Raw genomic sequence first — 20,379 nt, 5'->3', positions numbered from 1 at the left:
AACTGGCGGCCCAGCTCGTCGAACGCGCCCCCGCTTCGCTACAACATGTCTATTTCACGCTGGGCGGCTCCGATGCCGTCGATTCCGCCGTGCGCTTCATCACGCATTACTTCAACGCCACGGGGCGTCCGCACAAGAAGCAATTCATCTCGCTCGAGCGCGGGTATCACGGGTCGTCGTCGGTGGGCTCGGGCCTGACCGCTCTACCAACCTTTCATCGGCATTTCGATCTGCCGCTGCCGCACCAGCATTACATCGCATCGCCTTACGCCTACCGCAACAGCTTCGCCGACGATGCCGCGCTCATCGAAGCCTCGGTCTCCATGCTTCGCGCCAAAGTGGACGAACTCGGCGCGGACAACGTCGCCGCGTTCTTTTGCGAGCCGATCCAGGGTTCAGGCGGGGTGATCGTGCCGCCGGTCGGATGGCTCAAAGCGATGCGCGATGCATGCCGCGCGCTCGGCATCCTATTCGTGGCCGACGAAGTCATCACCGGGTTCGGGCGCACCGGTCCGCTCTTCGCATGCGAAGCCGAGCACGTGGAGCCCGACCTCATGACCGTTGCGAAGGACTGACGGCAGGCTATGCGCCGATGGGCGCCGTGCTCATGTCGGACGAACTCTATCGCGCCATCGCCGACGCAAGCCCCGACGCCCCGATCGGACACGGCTACACCTATAGCGCGCACCGGTCAGCGCGGCGATCGCGCTCGAGGTCATGCGTCTGTACCACGAGGGCGGATTGCTGGCCAATGCGCAGACGTTAGCGCCGCGCTTCGCGCAAGGGCTCGACGCCCTGCTCGAGCATCCGCTCGTAGGCGATTCGCGTCATCGGGGCTGCTCGGCGCGCTCGAACTCGTTGCGGACAAGGAAACCAAAAGCGGCTTCGATGCCGCGCTGAAGCTACCCGATCGCATCGCCGCCGCCGCATATCGCAATCGGTTGATCTTCCGGGCCTTCGGCGACAATATCCTCGGCTTCGCGCCTGCGCTGTCGTACACGGCCGACGAGTTCGACCTGTTGTTCGAGCGCCTGCGGCGTACGCTCGACGACGTCCTCGCCGAGCCCGACGTGCGGGCCGCAATCGATCGCAAAGCCCGCGCGGTCGCGTGCTAAAGTAATCGCTCGTTAGCGGCACGACTCGGGCGACACAAAGATGAGCGGAGATTGCAAGCTTGACCGGATCGATCTACGGATCCTTTCGCAACTTCAAAAGCGCGGACGTATCACTAACGTCGAACTCGCCGATGCGGTCGGCTTGTCGCCGAGTCCCTGTTTGATTCGCGTCAAGCGATTGGAGAAAGCGGCTATATCGTCGGCTACGGCGCGCAGATACAGCTCGAAAAGCTCGGCGACGTTCAGATCGTTTTCACCGAGGTCACGCTCGCCGATCACCGCCGCGAGGATTTCATTCGCTTCGTCGCCGCGATCAAGGATGTCGACGAGATCATCGAATGCCATCTGGCCAGCGGCGGCTACGATTACCTGCTCAAGTTCGTGACGCGCAGCGTCAGCCACTATCAGAGCGTGATCGAAGGTCTGCTCGAACGCGACATCGGCATCGAAAAGTATTTCAGCTACGTCATCATCAAATCGCCTTTCGTTAAAACGCACTATCCGCTCGAGGTGCTGTTCCCGCAGTCGTAAAACGCGCTTTCGTCGCTCGAGCACGTGCTCGCGCACGTGCGCGGGGCGCATCGCGCGCCATCGTCCGCGCCGGCATCCGATTTCTCGTTCAGAACATTCGGCTTCAAGGAGGCATTCCCGTCATGGCTGGCACATATCGAATCGCCGTCATACCCGGCGACGGCATCGGTACCGAAGTGATGCCCGAAGGCTTGCGCGTACTCGATGCGGCAAGCCGGCGCTTCGGCATCTCGCTCGAATACGAGCATATCGATTGGGCAAGTTGCGATTACTACGAAAAGCACGCCGGATGATGCCGGACGACTGGAAAGCCCAGCTTACGCGTTGCGATGCGATTCTGTTCGGCGCCGTGGGATGGCCCGCGAAGGTGCCGGACCATATCTCCCTCTGGGGCTCGCTGCTCAAGTTTCGGCGCGAGTTCGATCAATACATCAATTTGCGTCCCGCCCGGCTGTTCGAAGGCGTACCGTCGCCGCTTGCCGGGCGGCGTGCCGGCGATATCGACTTTTGGATCGTGCGCGAAAACACCGAGGGCGAATACTCGTCCGTGGGCGGCGTGATGTTCGAGGGAACGGAGCGCGAATTCGTCGTTCAGGAATCGATCTTTACGCGACGCGGCAGCGAGCGGGTGCTCAAGTTCGCGTTCGATTTGGCGCAGCGGCGCGCCAAGAAAAAGTTGACGGTCGCCACGAAGAGCAACGGCATCGCGATCAGCATGCCCTGGTGGGACGCGCGTGCGGCCGAAGTCGCCGCCGCCTACCCCGACGTCGCCTGGGACAAGCAGCACATCGACATTCTTTGCGCGCGCTTCGTACTGAACCCGGATCGCTTCGACGTCGTCGTCGCAACGAACCTATTCGGCGACATCCTCTCCGATCTCGGCCCGGCCTGCACCGGCACGATCGGGCTCGCGCCGTCGGCCAATCTGAACCCCGATCGCGCGTTTCCGTCGCTCTTCGAGCCCGTACACGGTTCGGCCCCCGACATCGCGGGCAAAGGCATCGCCAACCCGATCGCAATGATCTGGTCGGCGGCGATGATGCTCGATTTCCTCGGCCATCACGGCGGTCGGGAACGCGAGGCTCACGATGCCATCCTCGCGGCCATCGAGGCGACGTTGAAGGCGGGCCCCCGCACCGGCGATCTCGGCGGCAATGCGAAGACGGCCGACGTGGGCGCCGCGATCGCCGCTCGTGTGGCGGACCTCTAAGGCAATAGCGAATAGCGCGGCCGCCTTGCCTGCGGTATGACAGAGCACCGACGAGCCGCCGACCGAATACCGAAATCGACGAAAGGAAGATCGACCATGACGACTAAGTTCGAGCCGGAAGCGCTGATACGCACGGCTAACTTTATCGGCGGGCGGTGGGTGCCCGCCGCAGACGGCGCGCTGTTCCCCGTCACGAATCCCGCGGACGGCACGCTCATTGCCGAAGTGGCCGACAGCCACGTCGCCGATGCACGCGCCGCGACCGACGCGGCCGCAGCCGCCCTGCCCGCTTGGCGCGAGACGTTGCCGAAAGAGCGCGCCGAGATCCTACGGCGCTGGCATGCCCTCATCGTCGCGAACCAAGATGCCCTCGGCGCCTTGATCTCGCGCGAGCAAGGCAAGCCGCTTGCCGAAGGGCGCGGCGAAGTAGCCTACGGCGCGTCGTATGTCGCATGGTTCGCCGAGGAAGCCACGCGCATCTACGGCGACTTGATTCCCCAGCAGCAGCGCGGCAAACGGATGAGCGCGATCAAGGAACCGATCGGGATCGTGGCGGCCGTCACGCCGTGGAATTTTCCGCTGGCGATGATCGCGCGCAAGATTGCCCCCGCGTTGGCAGCCGGGTGCACGGTCGTCGGCAAACCGGCCGAAGACACGCCGCTCACGGCATCGGCGCTCGTCTTGCTTGCGCATGAAGCCGGCGTGCCGCCCGGCGTGTTGAACCTCGTCACCGCCTCACGCGGACGCGGCGTGGAAGCGGTAGCCGACTGGCTGCACGATACGCGCGTACGCAAGATTACGTTCACGGGATCGACGGCTGTCGGCAAGCACCTGGCGCGCGAATCGGCCGATACGCTGAAGAAGCTCTCGCTCGAATTAGGCGGCAACGCACCGTTCATCGTGTTCGACGATGCCGATCTCGACGCTGCCGTAGCCGGGCTCATCGTTTCGAAATTCCGCAACGGTGGGCAAACCTGCGTGTGTCCCAACCGCGTTTATGTGCAAGCGGGTGTGTACGAGCGCTTCGCGGCGTTGCTGGCCGAACGCGTGCGTGCTTTGACGGTCGGTCCGGCGAGCGACGCATCGACTCAGATCGGCCCGATGATCAATGCACGCGCGGTGGATAAGATCGCGCGGCACGTCGACGACGCACTGACGCACGGCGCTCGTCTATTAACGGGCGGCGCGCGTCTTGCCGAACTCGGCGCCAACTTCTACGCACCGACGGTACTCGCCGATGCGAATACAAGCATGCTGCTATGCGACGAAGAGACGTTCGGCCCGGTCGTCCCGCTCTTCCGTTTCGAAGCGGAACACGAAGCGATTGAAGCGGCGAACGCCACCCCGTACGGACTGGCCTCGTATTTCTATAGCAACGACATGAAGCGAATCGACCGCGTCTCGCGCGCACTGGAGGCCGGGCTCGTCGGAATCAACGAAGGCGCGATCTCGAGCGAGGCCGCGCCGTTCGGCGGCGTGAAAGAATCGGGTTATGGACGGGAAGGCTCGAAATACGGTCTCGACGACTATTTGTCGATCAAGTATTTGTGTCAGGGCAATCTAGCTTAGCTAGCACGCGCGTGGCAATCGGCGAGCGGCGCGATGCGGCACCACTCGCCGTTCGCTCACGCCACACGCCCCCAATGGCGCAAACGTTACGGGAAAAGCGCCTCTACGCCGCGTCGGCCTCGACGCGGTTTCTGCCGGCCCGCTTCGCGCGATAAAGCCCGCGATCCGCTTCTTCGAGCAACTCGCCCGGCGTCGCGGAACCTTGCGGCGCAGATGTGGAGACACCGATCGATATCGTCACGCGGCCCTGCGGCGAGTGCGGAGCGGAAATATCGAGCGCTTCCACGGCGCGACGCAAAGACTCGGCGACCTCGCGAGCCGTTGACGTATCGCAGTTCGGCAGCACCACGACGAATTCCTCGCCACCGAACCGCGCGACGAAATCCCAGGGCCGCCTGAGCCCGCTTTGCAACGCCGATGCGACGGCCCGCAGGCAATCGTCGCCCGCGCGATGGCCGAAGTTGTCATTGAATTGCTTGAAGTAGTCGATGTCGACCATGAGAACGGATAGCGGCCGGCCCGCGTTGGCCGAGACGTCGAGCAGGTCGGGATACTGCGTATCAAAGTACTGACGGTTGAATGTTTTCGTCAACCCGTCGCGCAGCGAAGACTGGATCAACGATTCGTGCGCGCGATGCAAGCTTCGATACAAATGGCTGATCTCCCGCAGCAGCATGCCTAGAACGGCACTCGACGCGCACACCGCCGCGATCCGCGCGGTGTACCAACCCAGGCTATAGCGCGCGCCCGCGTGTATCGTCAGCACCACATCGACGGAGCCGGCCAGCAGCGCAATCGCCAGCCATAGTTCGAGCATCGTGCGCAACCGCGTCGTCGCGACGAGGCCGACGAAGGTGCCTATGTTGATGCAAACGACAGCGATCGCGATAGGGTTCTCGGCCAAGGCCCGGTACGAGCTGCCCGCGATCAGATCCGGCAAACCAGACTACATGTTCGATTGCGACATAGCACGCCGCACTCGCAATGAGGGCCGCGCCCGCCGTGAGGCATGCCGCGATGAGCCATTTGTATCCCCGGCGCTGCGACCCGCGCGGGAACACGCGGCGCAACGCCAATGACGCGGCAACGAGCGCCGGAAAACCGCCGTGCCAGAACACCCAAATCCATACGGCCGATTGCGCGCCGGCGCCTAGCAATCCCGTAGGGGAGAAGACGCCCGGAAATGCGAGCATTTGGACGGCCACGGAAATGGCCGCGAACAGGTATGCGCCGCTTAGCGCCGCGTAAATAGGGCGACCCGATACCGAGTACTGCGTATAGAGCAGATGGGCCGTCAGACCTTCGGTCAATAAGACGGCCATGCCGAACATCGGCAGAAACGGTTCCACAACGGGGGCCGGCGTGCTGGCGCGCGGCCAAACGAGAACCGCCCCTAAGACCAGGAGCAGACCCACGATTGCAGCGATGAGTCGATGCCGGGGCGTGGACGGTGCGTTAAGTGAGTAGCTTGTCGACAAGGTGAGCGTTGCGTTGAGTGCCGGAGCACAAAAATTGACGCATCGATCCTACTCTTGAAACATAGTCCACTGGATCCAGAAGAATACGCACTTGCATTGCGGCCAAGCAGGCTGTACGACGAGCATCCGCGCGCAGCAATACCCGTGTCCGCACGGAGCCTCCCTATCAATGTAGACAGGTAGATCTGTTGCTTTCAACGGTCTAACAATATGAATAGGGAGGAAGCGACATAACTAAATCCAAACAACCCACACGAGTCGTGAGACTTTGCGATACAGGAGATGACCATGTCCCGAGTATTTATCAGCGCCGGCGATCTTGAAGACGGCAGGATTCAGGTCTTTGCCGTGGATAGCAACGGTCAGCTTGCAAGCAGGTGGAAGGAAACAACCAATCCGGATTCGGGGTGGACCGCATGGCAGCCCTTCCAAACGCCCAATGGAGGAGCGACGAGCATTGCGGTCGGTTACTTGTCCGATAAACGGATTCAGTTGTTTGCAACCGATCGGAATGGGAACACCGTAAGTTGCTGGAAAACGACGCCAAACCCTGACGCGAGCTGGACGCCCTGGTCTGCGTTCTAAGCGAATCTGACTATCGGCGGCGGCGCAATACGTAACTTGTCGGCGATTGAGTATTGCGCCGTTTCTATCGCTTTCGAGCGGCACCAACGATCATCCACCTCCCTTCGCGATCCTGTACTGCGCACGAGCGCAGTCGCATAAGCAAGTAATCCGATCCCCATACCAGGAAGGGCCGCACCTACCATTCAACAACGCTTAACGACCGGTTTATTCCTCATTAAGCACAATTTGGGGATGAACTTTTATAGTGGCTCCTGCTTATGCGCGTTGTCGGCACCCAAAAGCCGATCGCACAATGAATCGACAGGAGCCGCAGATGAATTTCGAGTCGCTGAACACGCCCGCAGCATTGATCGACGTCGCGCAAATGCGCCGCAACATCGAGCGAATGCAGCAGCGCATGAATACGCTCGGCGTGAGTTTTCGGCCACACGTCAAGACAACCAAATGCGAGCAAGTGGTCAAGGCGCAGATGGACGCCGGCGCACGCGGCATTACCGTATCGACACTCAAAGAAGCCGAGCAGTTCTTTGCAAGCGGGATCGGAGACATCGTCTATGCGGTCGGCATGGCCCCGGCGAAACTTGCGCAGGCCCATGCGCTTCGGCGGCAAGGCTGCGCTCTGAAGATCGTCGCCGACAGCGTAGCCTGTGCGCAAGCGATCGTCGCCTTCGGCCGAGAGCACGCCGAACCCTTCGAGGTTTGGATCGAGATCGATGTGGATGGCCATCGATCAGGTATTGCGCCTGACGACGATGCACTCCTCGACGTCGCGACCACGCTATCCGACGGCGGGATGCATCTCGGCGGCGTTTTGGCCCATGCGGGGTCCAGCTACGATTACGACACGCCCGCCGAATTGGTCCGCATCGCCGAACAAGAACGTTCGCGCTGCGTGCGCGCTGCCGAGCGCATTCGGTCGGCGGGCTTGAGGTGCGATGTCGTCAGCATCGGTTCGACGCCGACCGCTCTGGCCGCCGAGCATCTCGATGGCATCACGGAGGTCCGTGCGGGGGTCTATGTCATGTTCGACCTCGTCATGCATAACGTGGGCGTCAACGACACTTCCGATATTGCATTGAGCGTATTGACGACAGTGATCGGCCACCAGAGCGAGAAAGGCTGGGCCATTGTGGACGCGGGTTGGATGGCCATGAGCCGCGATCGCGGCACCCAGCGCCAAAAACGCGATTTCGGCTACGGGCTCGTCTGCCTCGAAAACGGCGAGGCGCTGGGCGAGTATGTGTTAAGCGGCGCAAACCAGGAACACGGCATCATCTCCCGGGCCGGTTCGCCGGATCTCGAGATCGGTGAGCGGTTTCCGATCGGCACGCGTCTACGCATTCTGCCCAACCATGCCTGCGCCACCGGCGCCCAGCATCCCGCCTATCGGGCCGTCAATCCGGACGGCAGCATCGAAACCTGGCCTCGCTTCTATGGCTGGTAAGGACAACGTCCCCCGCTTCACGCCGCAGAAACTGCCGCGAAGCCCCTCGAAAACGGCTAAAAACTGTGCTTTTCGCCGATGAATTCGGCGTCGTTGCGAACGCATTCTTGCTTAAATTTCAGCTACCGATCTTTCCGTCGGCGCGCGCCCGAAATATATCGGCAAGCCCTCTCATTCAAGCATCCCTCGGGATTCGTCACTTATCGAGACTGAAGACATGATCGACTTCGAGCCGAAATTCATTACGTTCGATTGCTACGGTACGCTCGTCAACTTCCGCATGGCCGACATGGCGCGAGAGATTTACGGCAACCGTCTGCGCGGCGACGCCATGGAAAATTTCGTCAAGCTGTTCGCCGCCTATCGACGCGACGAAGTGCTCGGCGCCTGGAAGCCCTATCGCGACGTCGTCGTCAATTCGGTGCGCCGCACCTGCGAGCGGACCGGCGTGCCTTTCATCGAAAGCGAGGCCGAAAAGTTCTACGTGGCGGTGCCGACGTGGGGACCGCATCCGGATGTCCCCGAGGGACTCTCGCGTCTGGCAAAGAAATACAAGCTGGTCGGCCTGACCAACGCCGACAACGCGCAGATCACGAGCAATATCGAAAAGCTCGGCGCGCCGTTTCATGCCGTCATCACGGCGGAAGACGCCGGCGCGTACAAACCGCGCATGCAAGGCTTCGAATACATGTTCAAGAAGCTTGACGTGCAGCCGCACGAAATTCTGCATGTCTCGTCGAGCCCGCGCTACGACCTCATGACCGCGCACGACCTGGGTATCGTCCACAAAGCTCACGTGCTGCGTGGGCATGAACCGGAAGCACCGGAATACGGGTACACCCCCGTTAAAAGCATCATCGAGTTGGCCGAACAACTCGGCCTCTAACCGCTTCCGGTCATTCGCACACGCCATAGGAGCACATGTGAACGCAGCGTTCGTACTGCACCGCGCCGACGGTGCCTCTTTATCAACCGCTTTCCGCAGAGGTGCATTCGGCCGGAACGATCCATTTGCGCGAAGTCGGGAAATCGCCTGGGAAGGCCCCGACTCGATTACCGCGGGTCGAATCAGTTTCATCGGCCAACTCGACGTGCCGACCTTCCCCCATATCGAAACCATCGTCGTCGTCGAAGGCAAACTCACATTGGAAGCGGCCGGTATGGCGCCGTTGTCACTCGGTCCGCAAGAGGGGGCCGTTATCGGCGCGGGCACCTCGCTTCGCATCAGCGCCGAATCGCGCGTGCTTTTCGTGTTCTGCGCGGCCGCCTGCAAGGAATCGATGACGAGCGGCCTATTCCCCTTGCGCGCGGAGGCCGACTTCAAGCCATCCGCTTCCCTACCGGCTGAAGTACTGCTCGGCCCGGCCCCGCAGTGCCGGAGCGACAATATCTTCGCCGATGACGGCACGGCTTACAGCGCGGGCACGTGGGATTCGACGCCCTATCATCGGATCGTTCGCCCGCATCGCTGTGAACGAATTCATGTGTCTCTTGGCCGGCAGCGTGCGGTTCGCCGCGCCCGACGGCAGCGTGCTGTCGCTCGATACCGGCGACGCGATCTTCGTGCCGAAGGACACGCCGATCGGATGGGAAAGCGGCGATCGCGTTGCGAAGTTTTACGTTGTTCAGAACGTCCAGGCCTCAATCGAACGAGCTTAATCATGTCCCCTCCGCTGCGCCCCATACACACTTCGCCCACGCTGCCGGCCTTCGCTGACGTCGTCGTCATCGGAGGCGGCATCATCGGTGTCTTTGCCGCCTATTACATGGCCCAGCGTGGGGCGTCGGTCGCCCTGGTCGAGAAGGGAAGGATCGGCGCCGAGCAGTCGAGCCGCAATTGGGGCTGGTGCCGGCAGCAAAACCGCGACGAGCGCGAGTTGCCGATGGCAAGCAAGAGCATCGATCTGTGGGAGCGCTTCGGCATCGAATCGGGTGAGGACACCGGCTTTCATCGTTGCGGGCTGCTGTATCTGAGCAACGACGACGCCGAACTGTCGCGCTGGGCCAGTTGGGGCGAGTTCGCGAAGACGGCAGGCGTCACCACTTACATGCTCGATAGCCGGCAAGCGGCCGAGCGAGGGAAGGCGACGGGGCGAGCCTGGAAAGGCGGCGTGTTTTCGCCGAGCGACGGTACGGCTGACCCTGCGAAGGCGGCGCCGGCCGTGGCAGCTGCGCTGATGAAGCTCGGCGGTAGCGTCACGCAGCACTGCGCGGCACGCGGCATCGAGTTGGAAGGCGGGCGGGTCTGCGGCGTCGTCACGGAAGCCGGCGTCATCAAGACGCGTACCGTGGTGCTGGCCGGTGGCGCGTGGGCTTCCGCGTTCTGCCGTCAGTTGGGCATCCGGTTTCCTCAGGCATCGATCCGCCAATCCATTCTTAGCGTGTCGCCGGTGGAACATCGCTTGCCCGATGCGCTATTCACTTCCGGGGTGTCCATTACTCGCCGCAGCGACGGACGCTATGCACTGGCTATTAGCGGACGTGCGCGCGTCGATGTGACGCCGCAGTTCCTGCGGTTCGCTCCGCAGTTCCTGCCGATGTTCGCCAAACGCTGGCGTAGCCTTCTTCCAGGCGGCCTAGAGGGCGTTCGCGGCGGCCATGAAACGCTGAAACGGTGGCGGCTCGATGAGCCGACCCCGATGGAGCGCGTGCGCATTCTCGATCCGAAGCCCGATCGGCCGACCATTGCCGAAACCCATCGCCGTGCGGTCGCATTGCTACCCGAGCTCGGCCAGGCCAAGATCACGCACGCGTGGGCCGGTTTCGTCGACAGCACGCCCGATGGCGTTCCGGGCATCGGCGAAGTGCCGGGCGTGCCCGGCTTGATCTTGGCAGCAGGTTTTTCGGGCCATGGTTTCGGCATCGGGCCCGGCGCCGGGCACTTGGTGGCCGATCTCGCCACCGGAGCGAACCCGATCGTCGACCCTGCTCCCTATCGGCCCGCTCGATTCGCCGACACCGCGTGGGGCAAGGTGGCCGATTTTTAGCGGCTAAGGATTAGGGCTGCGCCAGAGAGACGCAATAAGTCTCGTAAATGGCGCAGGTCTTCAAACTAGGCCGCTTTAAAAACATCGGATTCGAATTCTCGGCATCGCCGCGTCATATGCGGCGGCTATCAATCGTAGTAGCCGAGAATCGACTTCACCTCCATGAATTCTTCCATGCCTTCGATGCCATACTCTCGGCCGTTCCCGGACTGCTTATACCCGCCGAACGGCGCTTGCGGGTCCCATGCCGGGTAATTCAGATGCACCTGGCCCGACTGAATGCGCGCGGCAACCGCACGCACCAGCATCTTATCCGTGCCTTGCACATGGGCACCTAGTCCGTAGACCGTATCGTTCGCGATGGTGATCGCTTCTTCGACCGAATCGTAGGGAAGGATGGCGAGGACCGGGCCGAAGATCTCCTCCCGGGCGATTTTCATATCGGTACGGACATCGGAAAAGATAGTAGGCCGCGCATAGAAACCCTCGCCGAATGCCGCGGGCCTTCCTAGCCCGCCGACGATCAACTTGGCCTGCTCGGCGATGCCCGCCCCGATCATCTCTTGCACACGCAAAAATTGCGCGCGATTGGCCAACGGACCGTGCGTCGTGGCTTCGTCGAATGGATCGCCCACGATGATCTTGTCCACAGCGGCGAGGGCCAATGCTTCGACTTCGCCCAAGAGGTTGCGCGGTACGATCATGCGCGTCGGCGCGCTGCACGACTGGCCCATATTCCGAAACGCCGCGGCAACGCCAAGCGAGACGGCACGCGGCAAATCGGCATCGGGCAGCACGACGTTGGGCGACTTGCCGCCCAACTCTTGCGCCACGCGCTTGACCGTTGGAGCGGCCGCTTGCGCGACCAGCACGCCCGCACGCGTCGACCCGGTGATCGAGACCATATCGACGTGAGGGTGCGATGCCAGCGCGGCGCCGACCTCCGCGCCGCTGCCGCTCACGAGATTGAACACGCCCGCCGGGACGCCCGCATCCTCTATGACTTCCGCAAATAACAACGCGCTTAGCGGCGAAAGCTCGCTTGGTTTCAAAACCACCGTGCATCCTGCGGCCAGGGCAGGACCGACCTTGGCCGTGATTTGGTAAATGGGCCAGTTCCACGGCGTGATCAGGGCGCATACGCCGATCGGCTCGCGAACCACCGCCGTCGTACCCCGCTGAATTCGGAACGAGTAACTCGCTAGGTTATCGCGCGCGACACGGATATGCTCGGCCGCGAGCGGCACATGAGCGGCGCGCGCATAGCTGATAGGCGCACCCATCTCCGTTGCCAGCGCAGCGGCGAATAGCTCGGTGCGCTCCAGTAGCAAGGTGTGAATGCGGTCGAGCAGTGTCGCGCGTTCTTGCGGCGAAGTCGCCGACCAACCGGCAAACGCTTTGCGCGCCGCACATACGGCCCGCTCGACGTCGCGCGCGTTGCCCAGCGGAATTTCGCAGATTGCTTTTTCGGTGGACGGTGAAACGACCGCTATGCGATCGGTACCGTCGGGCGTTACCCACTCGCCCCCGATAAAGAACCGATCGAGCCGTCTCGCTTGCATGAGGTGAGAAACAGGTGAAGTCATTGCTGTGTGTCCCTATGCCGTCGCACGAGGCCGCCTACACCATCGCCACCGCCTCTACCTCGATCTTCAGACCGAAGTGCAGTGCGGGAACGGGGACAACGGCACGCGCGGGTTTCGCCTCTCCGGTCCAACGCGCGTATATCGCGTTGAAACTCGGCCAATACTCGATATCGACGATATAGACCCGGACCTGGACCAGTTTCGTGACGTCGCTGCCCGCGCCGGCCAGTGCACAAGCCAAATTGGCCAACACCTGCTCGGCTTGGGCTTCGAACGGCCCGTCCGTCAGTTTGCGGCCCGTCGCATCGATCGGAAGCTGCCCCGACACAAAAACCAGGCCATTCGCGATCGAGACGTGGCTGTAGTGTCCTCCCGGCGTAGCGAGTCCGGTGGGGTTCACCGTTCGAGGGGCCTGTTCACCTTGCTCGCTCTGATCCATAAAGATCACGGTCGCTATAAATGGAAAGATGCCTAGCTCCTTCGCTGGAAGCGACGAAAGCCAGCGCTTTTTGGATCGGCGCCGTTGACGGCACCAGACTCACGCCGCCCACTATAGAAAAAAATATTTTCGCCGTGTTTAATAACTCATGAATTCATCGTTAACGAGGTCTTAATGCTTCAGTTGGAAGACATGCAACTGCTGCGTGCGCTCGGTGCGTCGCAATCGCTCGCTGCGGCCGCGCGGCTGTTGGACCTCACGCCGCCCGCCGTCACGGTACGGCTTCAACGCATCGAAGAACGTATAGGATTGCGTCTTGCCACACGCGCCGCCAGAGGGATTTCCCTCACTGAAGAGGGCCAGCGCTTGGTGCAGGAAGCCATCGACATTCTCGAGCGGATCGAATCCATCCCGTCGCGCATTTCCGGAGAGTCGAGCGGCGTGAGCGGCCATTTGCGTATCGTTGCGCCATTCGGATTCGGTCGTGAATTCGTCGCGCCGCTCGTTCGGGATCTGCATCGTTCGCATCCCAATCTCATGATTTCGCTCATCCTGGCCGAAAGTCCTCTCGATGCCGCGTCGGGCGCCGACGCGGTCATTTCCATCGGGCACATCAAAGGGTCCTCCTGGGTAGGACATTTTTTAGCCCCGAACGACCGCTTCCTTTGCGCAAGCCCTGCTTTGGCGCGAAGCCTCTCGAAACTCAAGCATCCGTCCGAGCTCACACGGCACCCTTACCTCACCCTGCGAGAAAACGATGAAGATGTGACCCGCCTGCGTTTCACTCAACACGATGCCGCGGGAAAACGAATTGGCAAGGCCGTAACGGTTCGGTTAAGCAGCGCATTGTCTTCGAACGACGGAACAGTGGTCAGAGACTGGGCGGTCGACGGTCTTGGCGTGGTCGCGCGATCAGAATGGGATTGTTCGCGGTTGATCGAAGAAGGAAAACTCAAACGCGTCTTGCCGGCATGGCGCCTCGAGCCGGCACCGGTGATCGCCTTGACGCCCACGCGCGAGGGTTTGACGATTCGTCAACGCGTGTTCCTGCAAGCCGCGAAGGAAGCATTCAATCCGGTGCCCTGGCGGGTTCGACATTGAGGTGCGCAAATCCTAAAGGAGAACTCAAGTCACAACGGCCAAACCCGGCGAAGCGCGCAGACGCGCGATGTCACGCGCCGGCGGTTCTCCAAAGTGACGCCGATATTCTCGCGTGAATTGCGAGGGGCTTTCGTAGCCTACGCAAAAGGCGGCCGTGGTAGCGTCGAGATCCTGCACCAGCATCAAGCTACGGGCTTCCTGTAGCCTGAGTTGTTTTTGGAATTGCAGCGGCGTCATGGCCGTCACGCCCCGAAAATGTTCGTGCAGGCTCGACGAACTCATTCCTACTTCCGCAGCAAGTCTCTCGATGCTGAATCGCTCCTTAAAGTTTTGTGCGATCCAAGCGATGGCGCGGCCGACCTGAGCCACCCGACCTTGGCTCGCGGTGATGTGACGCATCCTGACACCGTCGGGGCCGGTGAGTAAGCGATAGAGCATTTCTTGCTCGGCAAGCGGCCCGAGCACAGGCACCGCGGCCGGCTCGTCGAGCAAGCGCAGCAGACGCAGCGCCGCGTCGAGCAGACCCGCGTTGGCGGGGGGAAACGGTCTTCCCTACGGGCGGAGCAGTCGATGCCGGCGGCGACGGCACACGCAACGTCAACTGCCCCAGCATGACGGGATCGAAATCGAGGTATAGACAGAGATAAGGCTTCTCAGGCGTCGCCTCGATCACTTGGCCCGTCACCGGCAGGTCGTGGGTCACGATCCCATAGCGCCCCGGCGCATATCTGAACACGTGATCGCCCAACGTGACCTCCTTTTGCCCCTGCACGACGAGGCACAGTTGCGGCCGGTACACATTCGGCATCGGCATCGTCACCGTGGAGGATCGAACAAGCGTGACACGTTCGATGGGGGTGGCATGAAAGCCATCCTGGACGTATGCCGGGCAATCAGGGCCCCGATTTCTGTCAGTTTTTCCATGGATAAGACAATCGCACGGGTGCTGCAAGACGGCAATGCGAACCCGCGGTCTCTGGAGGATTGGGCAGCAATCTCGGTGAATCGGGCTACCGGTTCGGCCACGCAACGCATCACCATGTTCGCGCGTCTAGGTCACAGCAGGCTTAGCCGCTCAACAAGTATGGAGCGAAGATGACGATCGATAAACTTAAGAACCCCACGATAGCATTGGGCACCTGGGCGTGGGGCGATAGCGGCGAGACTGGCGACGGCTACTTCGGTAGCCGGCTGACTCAGTCGGGTTTGGAAGAAGTCGCAGACAGGGCCCACGCCGGAGGCTTCAGCCTGTGGGATACCGCCGTGGTATACGGTATGGGGCGTTCGGAGCGCATGCTCGGAAAGGTACTGAAACGCTACGCTCGCAATGACTATCAGCTCTCCACGAAATTCACTCCACAGGCTGCGGCAACCTGCGACCATCCGGTAGCGGACATGCTGGAACAAAGTCTAAGCCGCCTCGGTACCGACTACATCGATCTTTACTGGATTCACAATCCGGCCGATGTAGCACGCTGGACGCCTCAGCTGATCCCGTTGCTCGAAAACGGGAAGGTCAAGCATGTCGGCGTATCGAATCATAATCTGAGCCAGATCGAACTCGCCGACCGGATCTTACGCGGCGCCGGGTTCCGTATCGAAGCGGTGCAAAACCACTATAGCCTCCTGTACCGCAGCGCTGAAGATGCCGCATCTTGGACTACTGCGGCAGCCAAGGCGTCCCGTTTTTCGCCTATATGGTGCTTGAACAGGGGGCCTTAAGCGGAAAGTACAGTCCGGAGCACCCTCTACCGGCAGGCAGCAATCGCGCCGAAATTTACAATGGCATGCTGCCTCAACTGACGGTGCTGACGGACAAGCTCGCCACGATCGGCCGGAGACAAGGCGCAGCAGCGCCCGACGTCGCGACAGCTTGGGCCATTGCCAAAGGTACGACACCGATCATCGGCGTGACCAAGCCCAACCATATCGATGGACTGACCCGCGCCGCCGGCATGACGCTTTCCAACGAGGACATTGCAGAACTGGAAGCGATCGCTGACGCAACAAATGTCAACACGCGCGGCTGGTGGGAGCAAGAGATGTAAATGTGCCCCCCTCCCCCCGCGGAACGCCCGATCGTCGACCGAATCGATCCGCCCCCTCTTCCCACTCAGCGAACGATTCCGGCGGATGCTTCAACCGCCGTTGAATCAATTTCATTGACGAATTTATATTCAATTAACCAATAAACCTACCAGAAAACGGGGGTTTATATGCTCATTGATTAGTCCAAGACAGTTGTTTTGATTTGACAATATTCGATTTCAACCTAGAATGAATTCCAACCCGAAATCAATTTCCATCAAACGACTATTTATCCAACCCCTTAATACATGAACACTACATCAGACGATCGCCCTATTGAATAGGTAGTTATTGTACGCCCGAAGATCTTTGATCGACGTTTGCTATTGCATGCGAACACAATAGCTGAGACGCAAGGCGCCCCTTGCGACTGCTCGATCAGTCTATTTCTCGTCATTTTTTCATTCAGGCAGCGTGTATACACCTTGCCGATTTCGGCATATTTGCCACGGCATACGGTCCGTCGTAGTTCCGAATATAGCTATTTACCGTCTATGTCCTCTAGCACGTAAATCGTGCCGGCATCGGCCCCGTTTTTTCTCGCCCTTCAAACATAGGAAATCAGATCATGAAACAGATTTTCGATAGGATTCGTGTTGAAAAGGCTGCGCTCCTAAGTCATCCGGTATTTGCACAACTCGAGGACATATCGGTACCGCAGATCAAGGAGCTGATGCGAATCTGGTCGCCGCTGCTGATTCATCTGGCCATGACATTCCGTGACATCAACAAGATGTACTACCACTACGAGAATCCCAAGACGGAGCTCGAGCGTGCGATCAACGCGCACGTCGACGTCGATGCCGAAACACTGGCGGATGATGATTTCCGATATCAAGACGCTTGGCGTGAACAATCGCGCGACCGACTGCGAAACCGCGATCGGATCATCTGGGACGACCTCGGCTACACCGTCCGAAAATACATGTATTCCCTGATTTCCCGCGCGCGCCGCTGCGGTAGCGATCCACTATTGAAGATGGCGCAAATGGAGGCGGGCGAAGCAACGTCCAAGGTCTTTTTCACGACATCGCGCAAGCTCGCAGCGATGTACGAAGAAGACACCGGCGCCGTGTTGCGCTATCTGGGCGCCGAGCACATCGACGACGAACTCGACCATTCGATCGATTCGTCGGTGTTCCTCAAGCAAGTGCTGTCCGACGAGATGCGGATGAAAGCCGTCGAGATCGTCGACGACCATTTCGCTAGTTTCCGCGAATTTCTCGATCACAAATACGAGATCAACAAGATTGCTCTGGCCGATATGAATACGATCGCCTAGCAGCCGAACCACGTCGTCGCTTCTTCGTTCGGACCGCGGCGTCGCTTGCGGGAAATATCACCCTTGGCCGGTTGTGCGCGGGCGCGCCCGCGGCGATCGCTCGCGTCTTTCCACCAGGAGGCAGTATGTCACTACCGCATCATACGAAGGTGCTCGTCATCGGCGGTGGCCCGGCCGGCGCCACCACCGCAGGTTTTCTGGCTAGAGAGGGGATCGAGGTGACGCTGCTCGATCGCGACGTGTTTCCGCGTTACCACATCGGCGAATCGTTGCTGCCGTCGTGCCTCGAAATCCTAGGTTGATGGGTGCCCGCAAGCTCTTCGACAGCTACGGATTTCAGCGCAAGCCCGGTGCCTACTTCAACTGGAAAGGCGAGACCTGGACGCTCGATTTCGGCGAACTCGGCGGCTCCTTCCGGTACAGCTATCAGGTGCGGCGCGAGGAGTTCGATCATTTACTGCTGCACCATGCGCGCATGTTGGGCGCACGCGTATGCGAAGGCGTGACGGTGCAACAGTTGCAGTTCGAAGGCGGCCGCCCGCGCCGCGCGGTATGCGCGACGAAGGGAAGCGAGTCACTCTCGACGATAGAGTTCGATTTCCTGGTCGACGCGTCGGGACGCAAGGGGCTCATGTCGACGCAATATCTCGACAATCGAAAATATCACGACATCTTCCGAAACATTGCCGCGTGGGGGTACTGGGAGGACGTAACGTGGCCCGACGATTGCGCCGAGGGGGCGATCATCGTCAGTTCGATCCCCGACGGCTGGTGGTGGGGAATTCCCCTCTCGGACGGGCGCGTGAGCGTCGGGTCGTCATGCACCGCGACGCATTCAGCGAAGCAAAAAAGACACGTACGCTCGAGCAGATCTATGACGACGCGATCGCGATGAGCCCTATCATCACGAACTTGACGAAGAACGGGCGACTCGCCACCTCGATAAAAGTCGAGCAAGATTATTCATACACGAGCGATCAGTTTTCAGGAGAGGGCTTTTTCCTGGCCGGCGACGCCGCATGCTTTCTCGATCCGCTGCTCTCGACGGGCGTGCATCTGGCCATGTACAGCGGCATGCTTTCGGCCGCTTCGATCGCGAGCATTTTGCGCGACGAGGTGACCGAACAAGAAGCCGGCACCTACTATGGAAATAGCTACCACCAGGCCTATTTGCGCTTCCTGGTATTCGTACAGACGTTCTACGAAGCCCACGGCAAGCTCGGCTATTACAGCAAGGCCGACGAACTTAGCCACTACACGCTCAAAGCCGGCGATATCCGCCGTGCATTCCTGAACCTCGTCTCGGGACTCGAAGACATCGCCGATGCCGAGCAGGTCACGTCGCACCTGATGGGCGAGATGGCTCGCCGCGTCGATGCAAACCTGGCCCTGCGCAAGGACAAGGGGGCGCTCACGACGGCAGTAGGCTCGAAAGAGGCCGAAGACAATGCGCGCTTCTTCGACGCCATCGAGGGGTTACCGTGCCTGTCGGAAGACATGGCCCTCGATGGTCTGTATGTGGCGACCAAACCAAGGCTTGGTCTCAAGCGCGTCGCAATTACCGTCTAAAGGCGCTTTGCCCATGTCCAATTGGATGCTTCAGCTCTGTCTGGCGATCGTTGCAACATCGGTGTGCGGCTCGTTGGCGCGTCGGCTTGGCCAGGGCAAGGTCGTCGGCGAGCTCGTCGCCGGCCTGCTGCTCGGGCCATCCGTACTCGGCGCAGTCGGCGGGGCTCACTATCACGCGCTATTCACCTCTACCTCGGCGGCGATACTCGCGAAACTCGGCGAACTCGGCCTAGTCTTTCTGATGTTCCAAACGGGCGCGCACATCGTCGGGGAGATACCGAAGACCCGCTCGGCTACCTGGACACCGGTCGCGATCGCCACCCTCGGTATGGCGTGTCCGTTCGTCATGGGGTGCGCTCTGGCTGCTTTCAGCAACGCTTCGCTTTCGTCGCCGAATGTGCCGCGCATCGCCTACGTGCTTTTTTGCGGCATCGCACTCTCAGTGTCGGCCTTGCCCGTGATGGCACGCATTATCGAGGAGGCCCACATCGCGGAGCATGCATCGGCGCGTCTGTCGATCCTCGCCGCGACGATCACCGATGCCGTCGGCTGGCTCATGCTTGCCAGCGTCGGCGCCATCGCAACATCGGCATTCTCGGCCCTATCGGCGTTGCACGGCATGCTGATGTTAGCGGGTTTCTTCGCCGTGTCGGTGACGATCGTGCGTGCGGCCGTGCTGGCGATGCTCGACGCCGCCAAGCGTTGGAGCGGCACTTCAGCGATGGTCGTTTGCGCGCTTTGCTACCTGTTGCTCTCGGCTTGGGCGGCAACGGCCTTCGGCTTTCATAGCGCGTTCGGTGCGCTCATCGCCGCCGTCAATATGTCGCGCAGGCGTGAGCTGCTACAGCTATGGCAGCGCCAGTTCTCAGGCCTCGCCGATCTGGTGCTCACGCCTCTGTTCTTCGTCAGCGCCGGCATGCAGGCACGCGTTTCGGCATTGCACTCACCCACGCTGTGGGGTTGGCTCATGCTCTTTTTCGTCGCCGGCATCGCCGGGAAGTTCGGCGGCTGCTATATCGGCGCTCGGTTGTGCGGTATCGATCACGAGCAGTCGCGCTTGATCGGCACGTTGATGAACAGCCGCGGCACCGTCGAGCTGATGGTGCTTAGCATCGGGCTGCAATTGCAGTTGATCAGCCCCTCGCTCTACACCGTCTTGCTCATTGCGACATTGATCATGACCGCGGTCAGCGCTCAATTCACGCACCGATGGGCACGGCATCGGCGGCACGCACTTCGCCCCGCTGCGGCGACTACCGGATAACGTTCTAGCTTCTAGGAAAACGAAACCATGGACGTGCCGAATGGATCGCGCCTACCGCCAGCCACGCTTGCCGCTCGCGGCATGGGCGCGCGTTGGTGGCCTATAGCCTTGTCGGAACAAGTGAGCGA

At 60.9% G+C, this 20,379-nt stretch carries 12 protein-coding genes and 8 pseudogenes; 15 read left to right on the top strand and 5 right to left on the bottom strand.

The window, feature by feature from the left end; genetic code table 11:
• The 4 genes and pseudogenes from AB1286_RS32830 to AB1286_RS32815 all read left to right on the top strand — a co-directional run.
• Positions 1 to 1,115: pseudogene (locus AB1286_RS32830) on the top strand (aminotransferase class III-fold pyridoxal phosphate-dependent enzyme); the annotation flags it as partial.
• A gap of 40 nt (positions 1,116 to 1,155) precedes the next feature.
• Positions 1,156 to 1,646 (top strand): annotated as a pseudogene (locus AB1286_RS32825) (Lrp/AsnC family transcriptional regulator).
• A gap of 122 nt (positions 1,647 to 1,768) precedes the next feature.
• A pseudogene (locus tag AB1286_RS32820) lies at positions 1,769 to 2,856 on the top strand (tartrate dehydrogenase).
• A gap of 96 nt (positions 2,857 to 2,952) precedes the next feature.
• Positions 2,953 to 4,425 (top strand): NAD-dependent succinate-semialdehyde dehydrogenase, encoded by a 1,473-nt coding sequence (locus tag AB1286_RS32815; protein WP_430365658.1) that lies wholly within the window; start codon positions 2,953 to 2,955, stop codon positions 4,423 to 4,425.
• A 103-nt stretch (positions 4,426 to 4,528) separates the two neighbouring features.
• Here the strand turns inward: AB1286_RS32815 and AB1286_RS32810 are convergent, their stop codons facing one another.
• Positions 4,529 to 5,365: a GGDEF domain-containing protein gene (locus AB1286_RS32810; RefSeq protein ID WP_430367410.1), complete on the bottom strand. Its 837-nt coding sequence runs from the start codon at positions 5,363 to 5,365 to the stop codon at positions 4,529 to 4,531.
• 43 nt (positions 5,366 to 5,408) lie between these two features.
• Positions 5,409 to 5,774, bottom strand: a pseudogene (locus AB1286_RS32805) (MASE4 domain-containing protein); the annotation flags it as partial.
• Positions 5,775 to 6,191: 417 nt separating this feature from the next.
• Between AB1286_RS32805 and AB1286_RS32800 the strand changes: the two are divergent.
• The 5 genes and pseudogenes from AB1286_RS32800 (at position 6,192) to AB1286_RS32780 (ending at position 10,922) form a co-directional block, all read left to right on the top strand.
• Positions 6,192 to 6,488, top strand: a complete 297-nt coding sequence (locus AB1286_RS32800) for a hypothetical protein (RefSeq protein WP_430365656.1) — start codon at positions 6,192 to 6,194, stop codon at positions 6,486 to 6,488.
• Positions 6,489 to 6,804: 316 nt separating this feature from the next.
• Entirely contained in the window at positions 6,805 to 7,935 is a 1,131-nt protein-coding gene (locus tag AB1286_RS32795; protein ID WP_430365655.1) for a DSD1 family PLP-dependent enzyme, read from the top strand.
• A gap of 217 nt (positions 7,936 to 8,152) precedes the next feature.
• Positions 8,153 to 8,821, top strand: a complete 669-nt coding sequence (locus AB1286_RS32790) for a haloacid dehalogenase type II (protein WP_430365654.1) — start codon at positions 8,153 to 8,155, stop codon at positions 8,819 to 8,821.
• Positions 8,822 to 8,858: 37 nt separating this feature from the next.
• A pseudogene (locus AB1286_RS32785) lies at positions 8,859 to 9,594 on the top strand (cupin domain-containing protein).
• 2 nt (positions 9,595 to 9,596) lie between these two features.
• Entirely contained in the window at positions 9,597 to 10,922 is a 1,326-nt protein-coding gene (locus AB1286_RS32780; protein WP_430365652.1) for an NAD(P)/FAD-dependent oxidoreductase, read from the top strand.
• Positions 10,923 to 11,050: 128 nt separating this feature from the next.
• Here the strand turns inward: AB1286_RS32780 and AB1286_RS32775 are convergent, their stop codons facing one another.
• Positions 11,051 to 12,508, bottom strand: coding sequence for an aldehyde dehydrogenase family protein (locus AB1286_RS32775; RefSeq protein WP_430365651.1), 1,458 nt, complete (start codon positions 12,506 to 12,508; stop codon positions 11,051 to 11,053).
• A gap of 34 nt (positions 12,509 to 12,542) precedes the next feature.
• Positions 12,543 to 12,947 (bottom strand): RidA family protein, encoded by a 405-nt coding sequence (locus AB1286_RS32770; protein WP_430365650.1) that lies wholly within the window; start codon positions 12,945 to 12,947, stop codon positions 12,543 to 12,545.
• A gap of 174 nt (positions 12,948 to 13,121) precedes the next feature.
• Between AB1286_RS32770 and AB1286_RS32765 the strand changes: the two genes are divergently transcribed.
• Positions 13,122 to 14,048: a LysR substrate-binding domain-containing protein gene (locus tag AB1286_RS32765; RefSeq protein WP_430365649.1), complete on the top strand. Its 927-nt coding sequence runs from the start codon at positions 13,122 to 13,124 to the stop codon at positions 14,046 to 14,048.
• 24 nt (positions 14,049 to 14,072) lie between these two features.
• On the opposite strand, the pseudogene AB1286_RS32760 reads toward AB1286_RS32765, so the two are convergent.
• Positions 14,073 to 14,972 (bottom strand): annotated as a pseudogene (locus AB1286_RS32760) (AraC family transcriptional regulator).
• Positions 14,973 to 15,143: 171 nt separating this feature from the next.
• On the opposite strand from AB1286_RS32760, the gene AB1286_RS32755 reads away from it, so the two are divergent.
• The 5 genes and pseudogenes from AB1286_RS32755 (at position 15,144) to AB1286_RS32735 (ending at position 20,251) form a co-directional block, all read left to right on the top strand.
• A complete protein-coding gene (locus AB1286_RS32755; protein WP_430367409.1) occupies positions 15,144 to 15,770 on the top strand; it encodes an aldo/keto reductase in 627 nt (208 codons plus the stop codon).
• Positions 15,746 to 16,096 (top strand): aldo/keto reductase, encoded by a 351-nt coding sequence (locus AB1286_RS32750; RefSeq protein WP_430367408.1) that lies wholly within the window; start codon positions 15,746 to 15,748, stop codon positions 16,094 to 16,096. The genes AB1286_RS32755 and AB1286_RS32750 overlap by 25 nt, the downstream gene beginning before the upstream one ends.
• A 608-nt stretch (positions 16,097 to 16,704) precedes the next feature.
• Positions 16,705 to 17,418, top strand: a pseudogene (locus AB1286_RS32745) (hypothetical protein).
• Positions 17,419 to 17,543: 125 nt separating this feature from the next.
• Positions 17,544 to 18,987 (top strand): annotated as a pseudogene (locus AB1286_RS32740) (NAD(P)/FAD-dependent oxidoreductase).
• 13 nt (positions 18,988 to 19,000) lie between these two features.
• Positions 19,001 to 20,251 carry a cation:proton antiporter gene (locus AB1286_RS32735; protein ID WP_430365644.1) on the top strand — a complete coding sequence of 417 codons (1,251 nt, stop codon included), beginning with the start codon at positions 19,001 to 19,003 and terminating at the stop codon, positions 20,249 to 20,251.
• Positions 20,252 to 20,379: the final 128 nt, after the last annotated feature.

The sequence above is a fragment of the Trinickia sp. NRRL B-1857 genome (genome assembly GCF_050470685.1).
Lineage (GTDB): Bacteria > Pseudomonadota > Gammaproteobacteria > Burkholderiales > Burkholderiaceae > Trinickia.
This window is presented reverse-complemented; position numbering and strand designations above follow the sequence as displayed.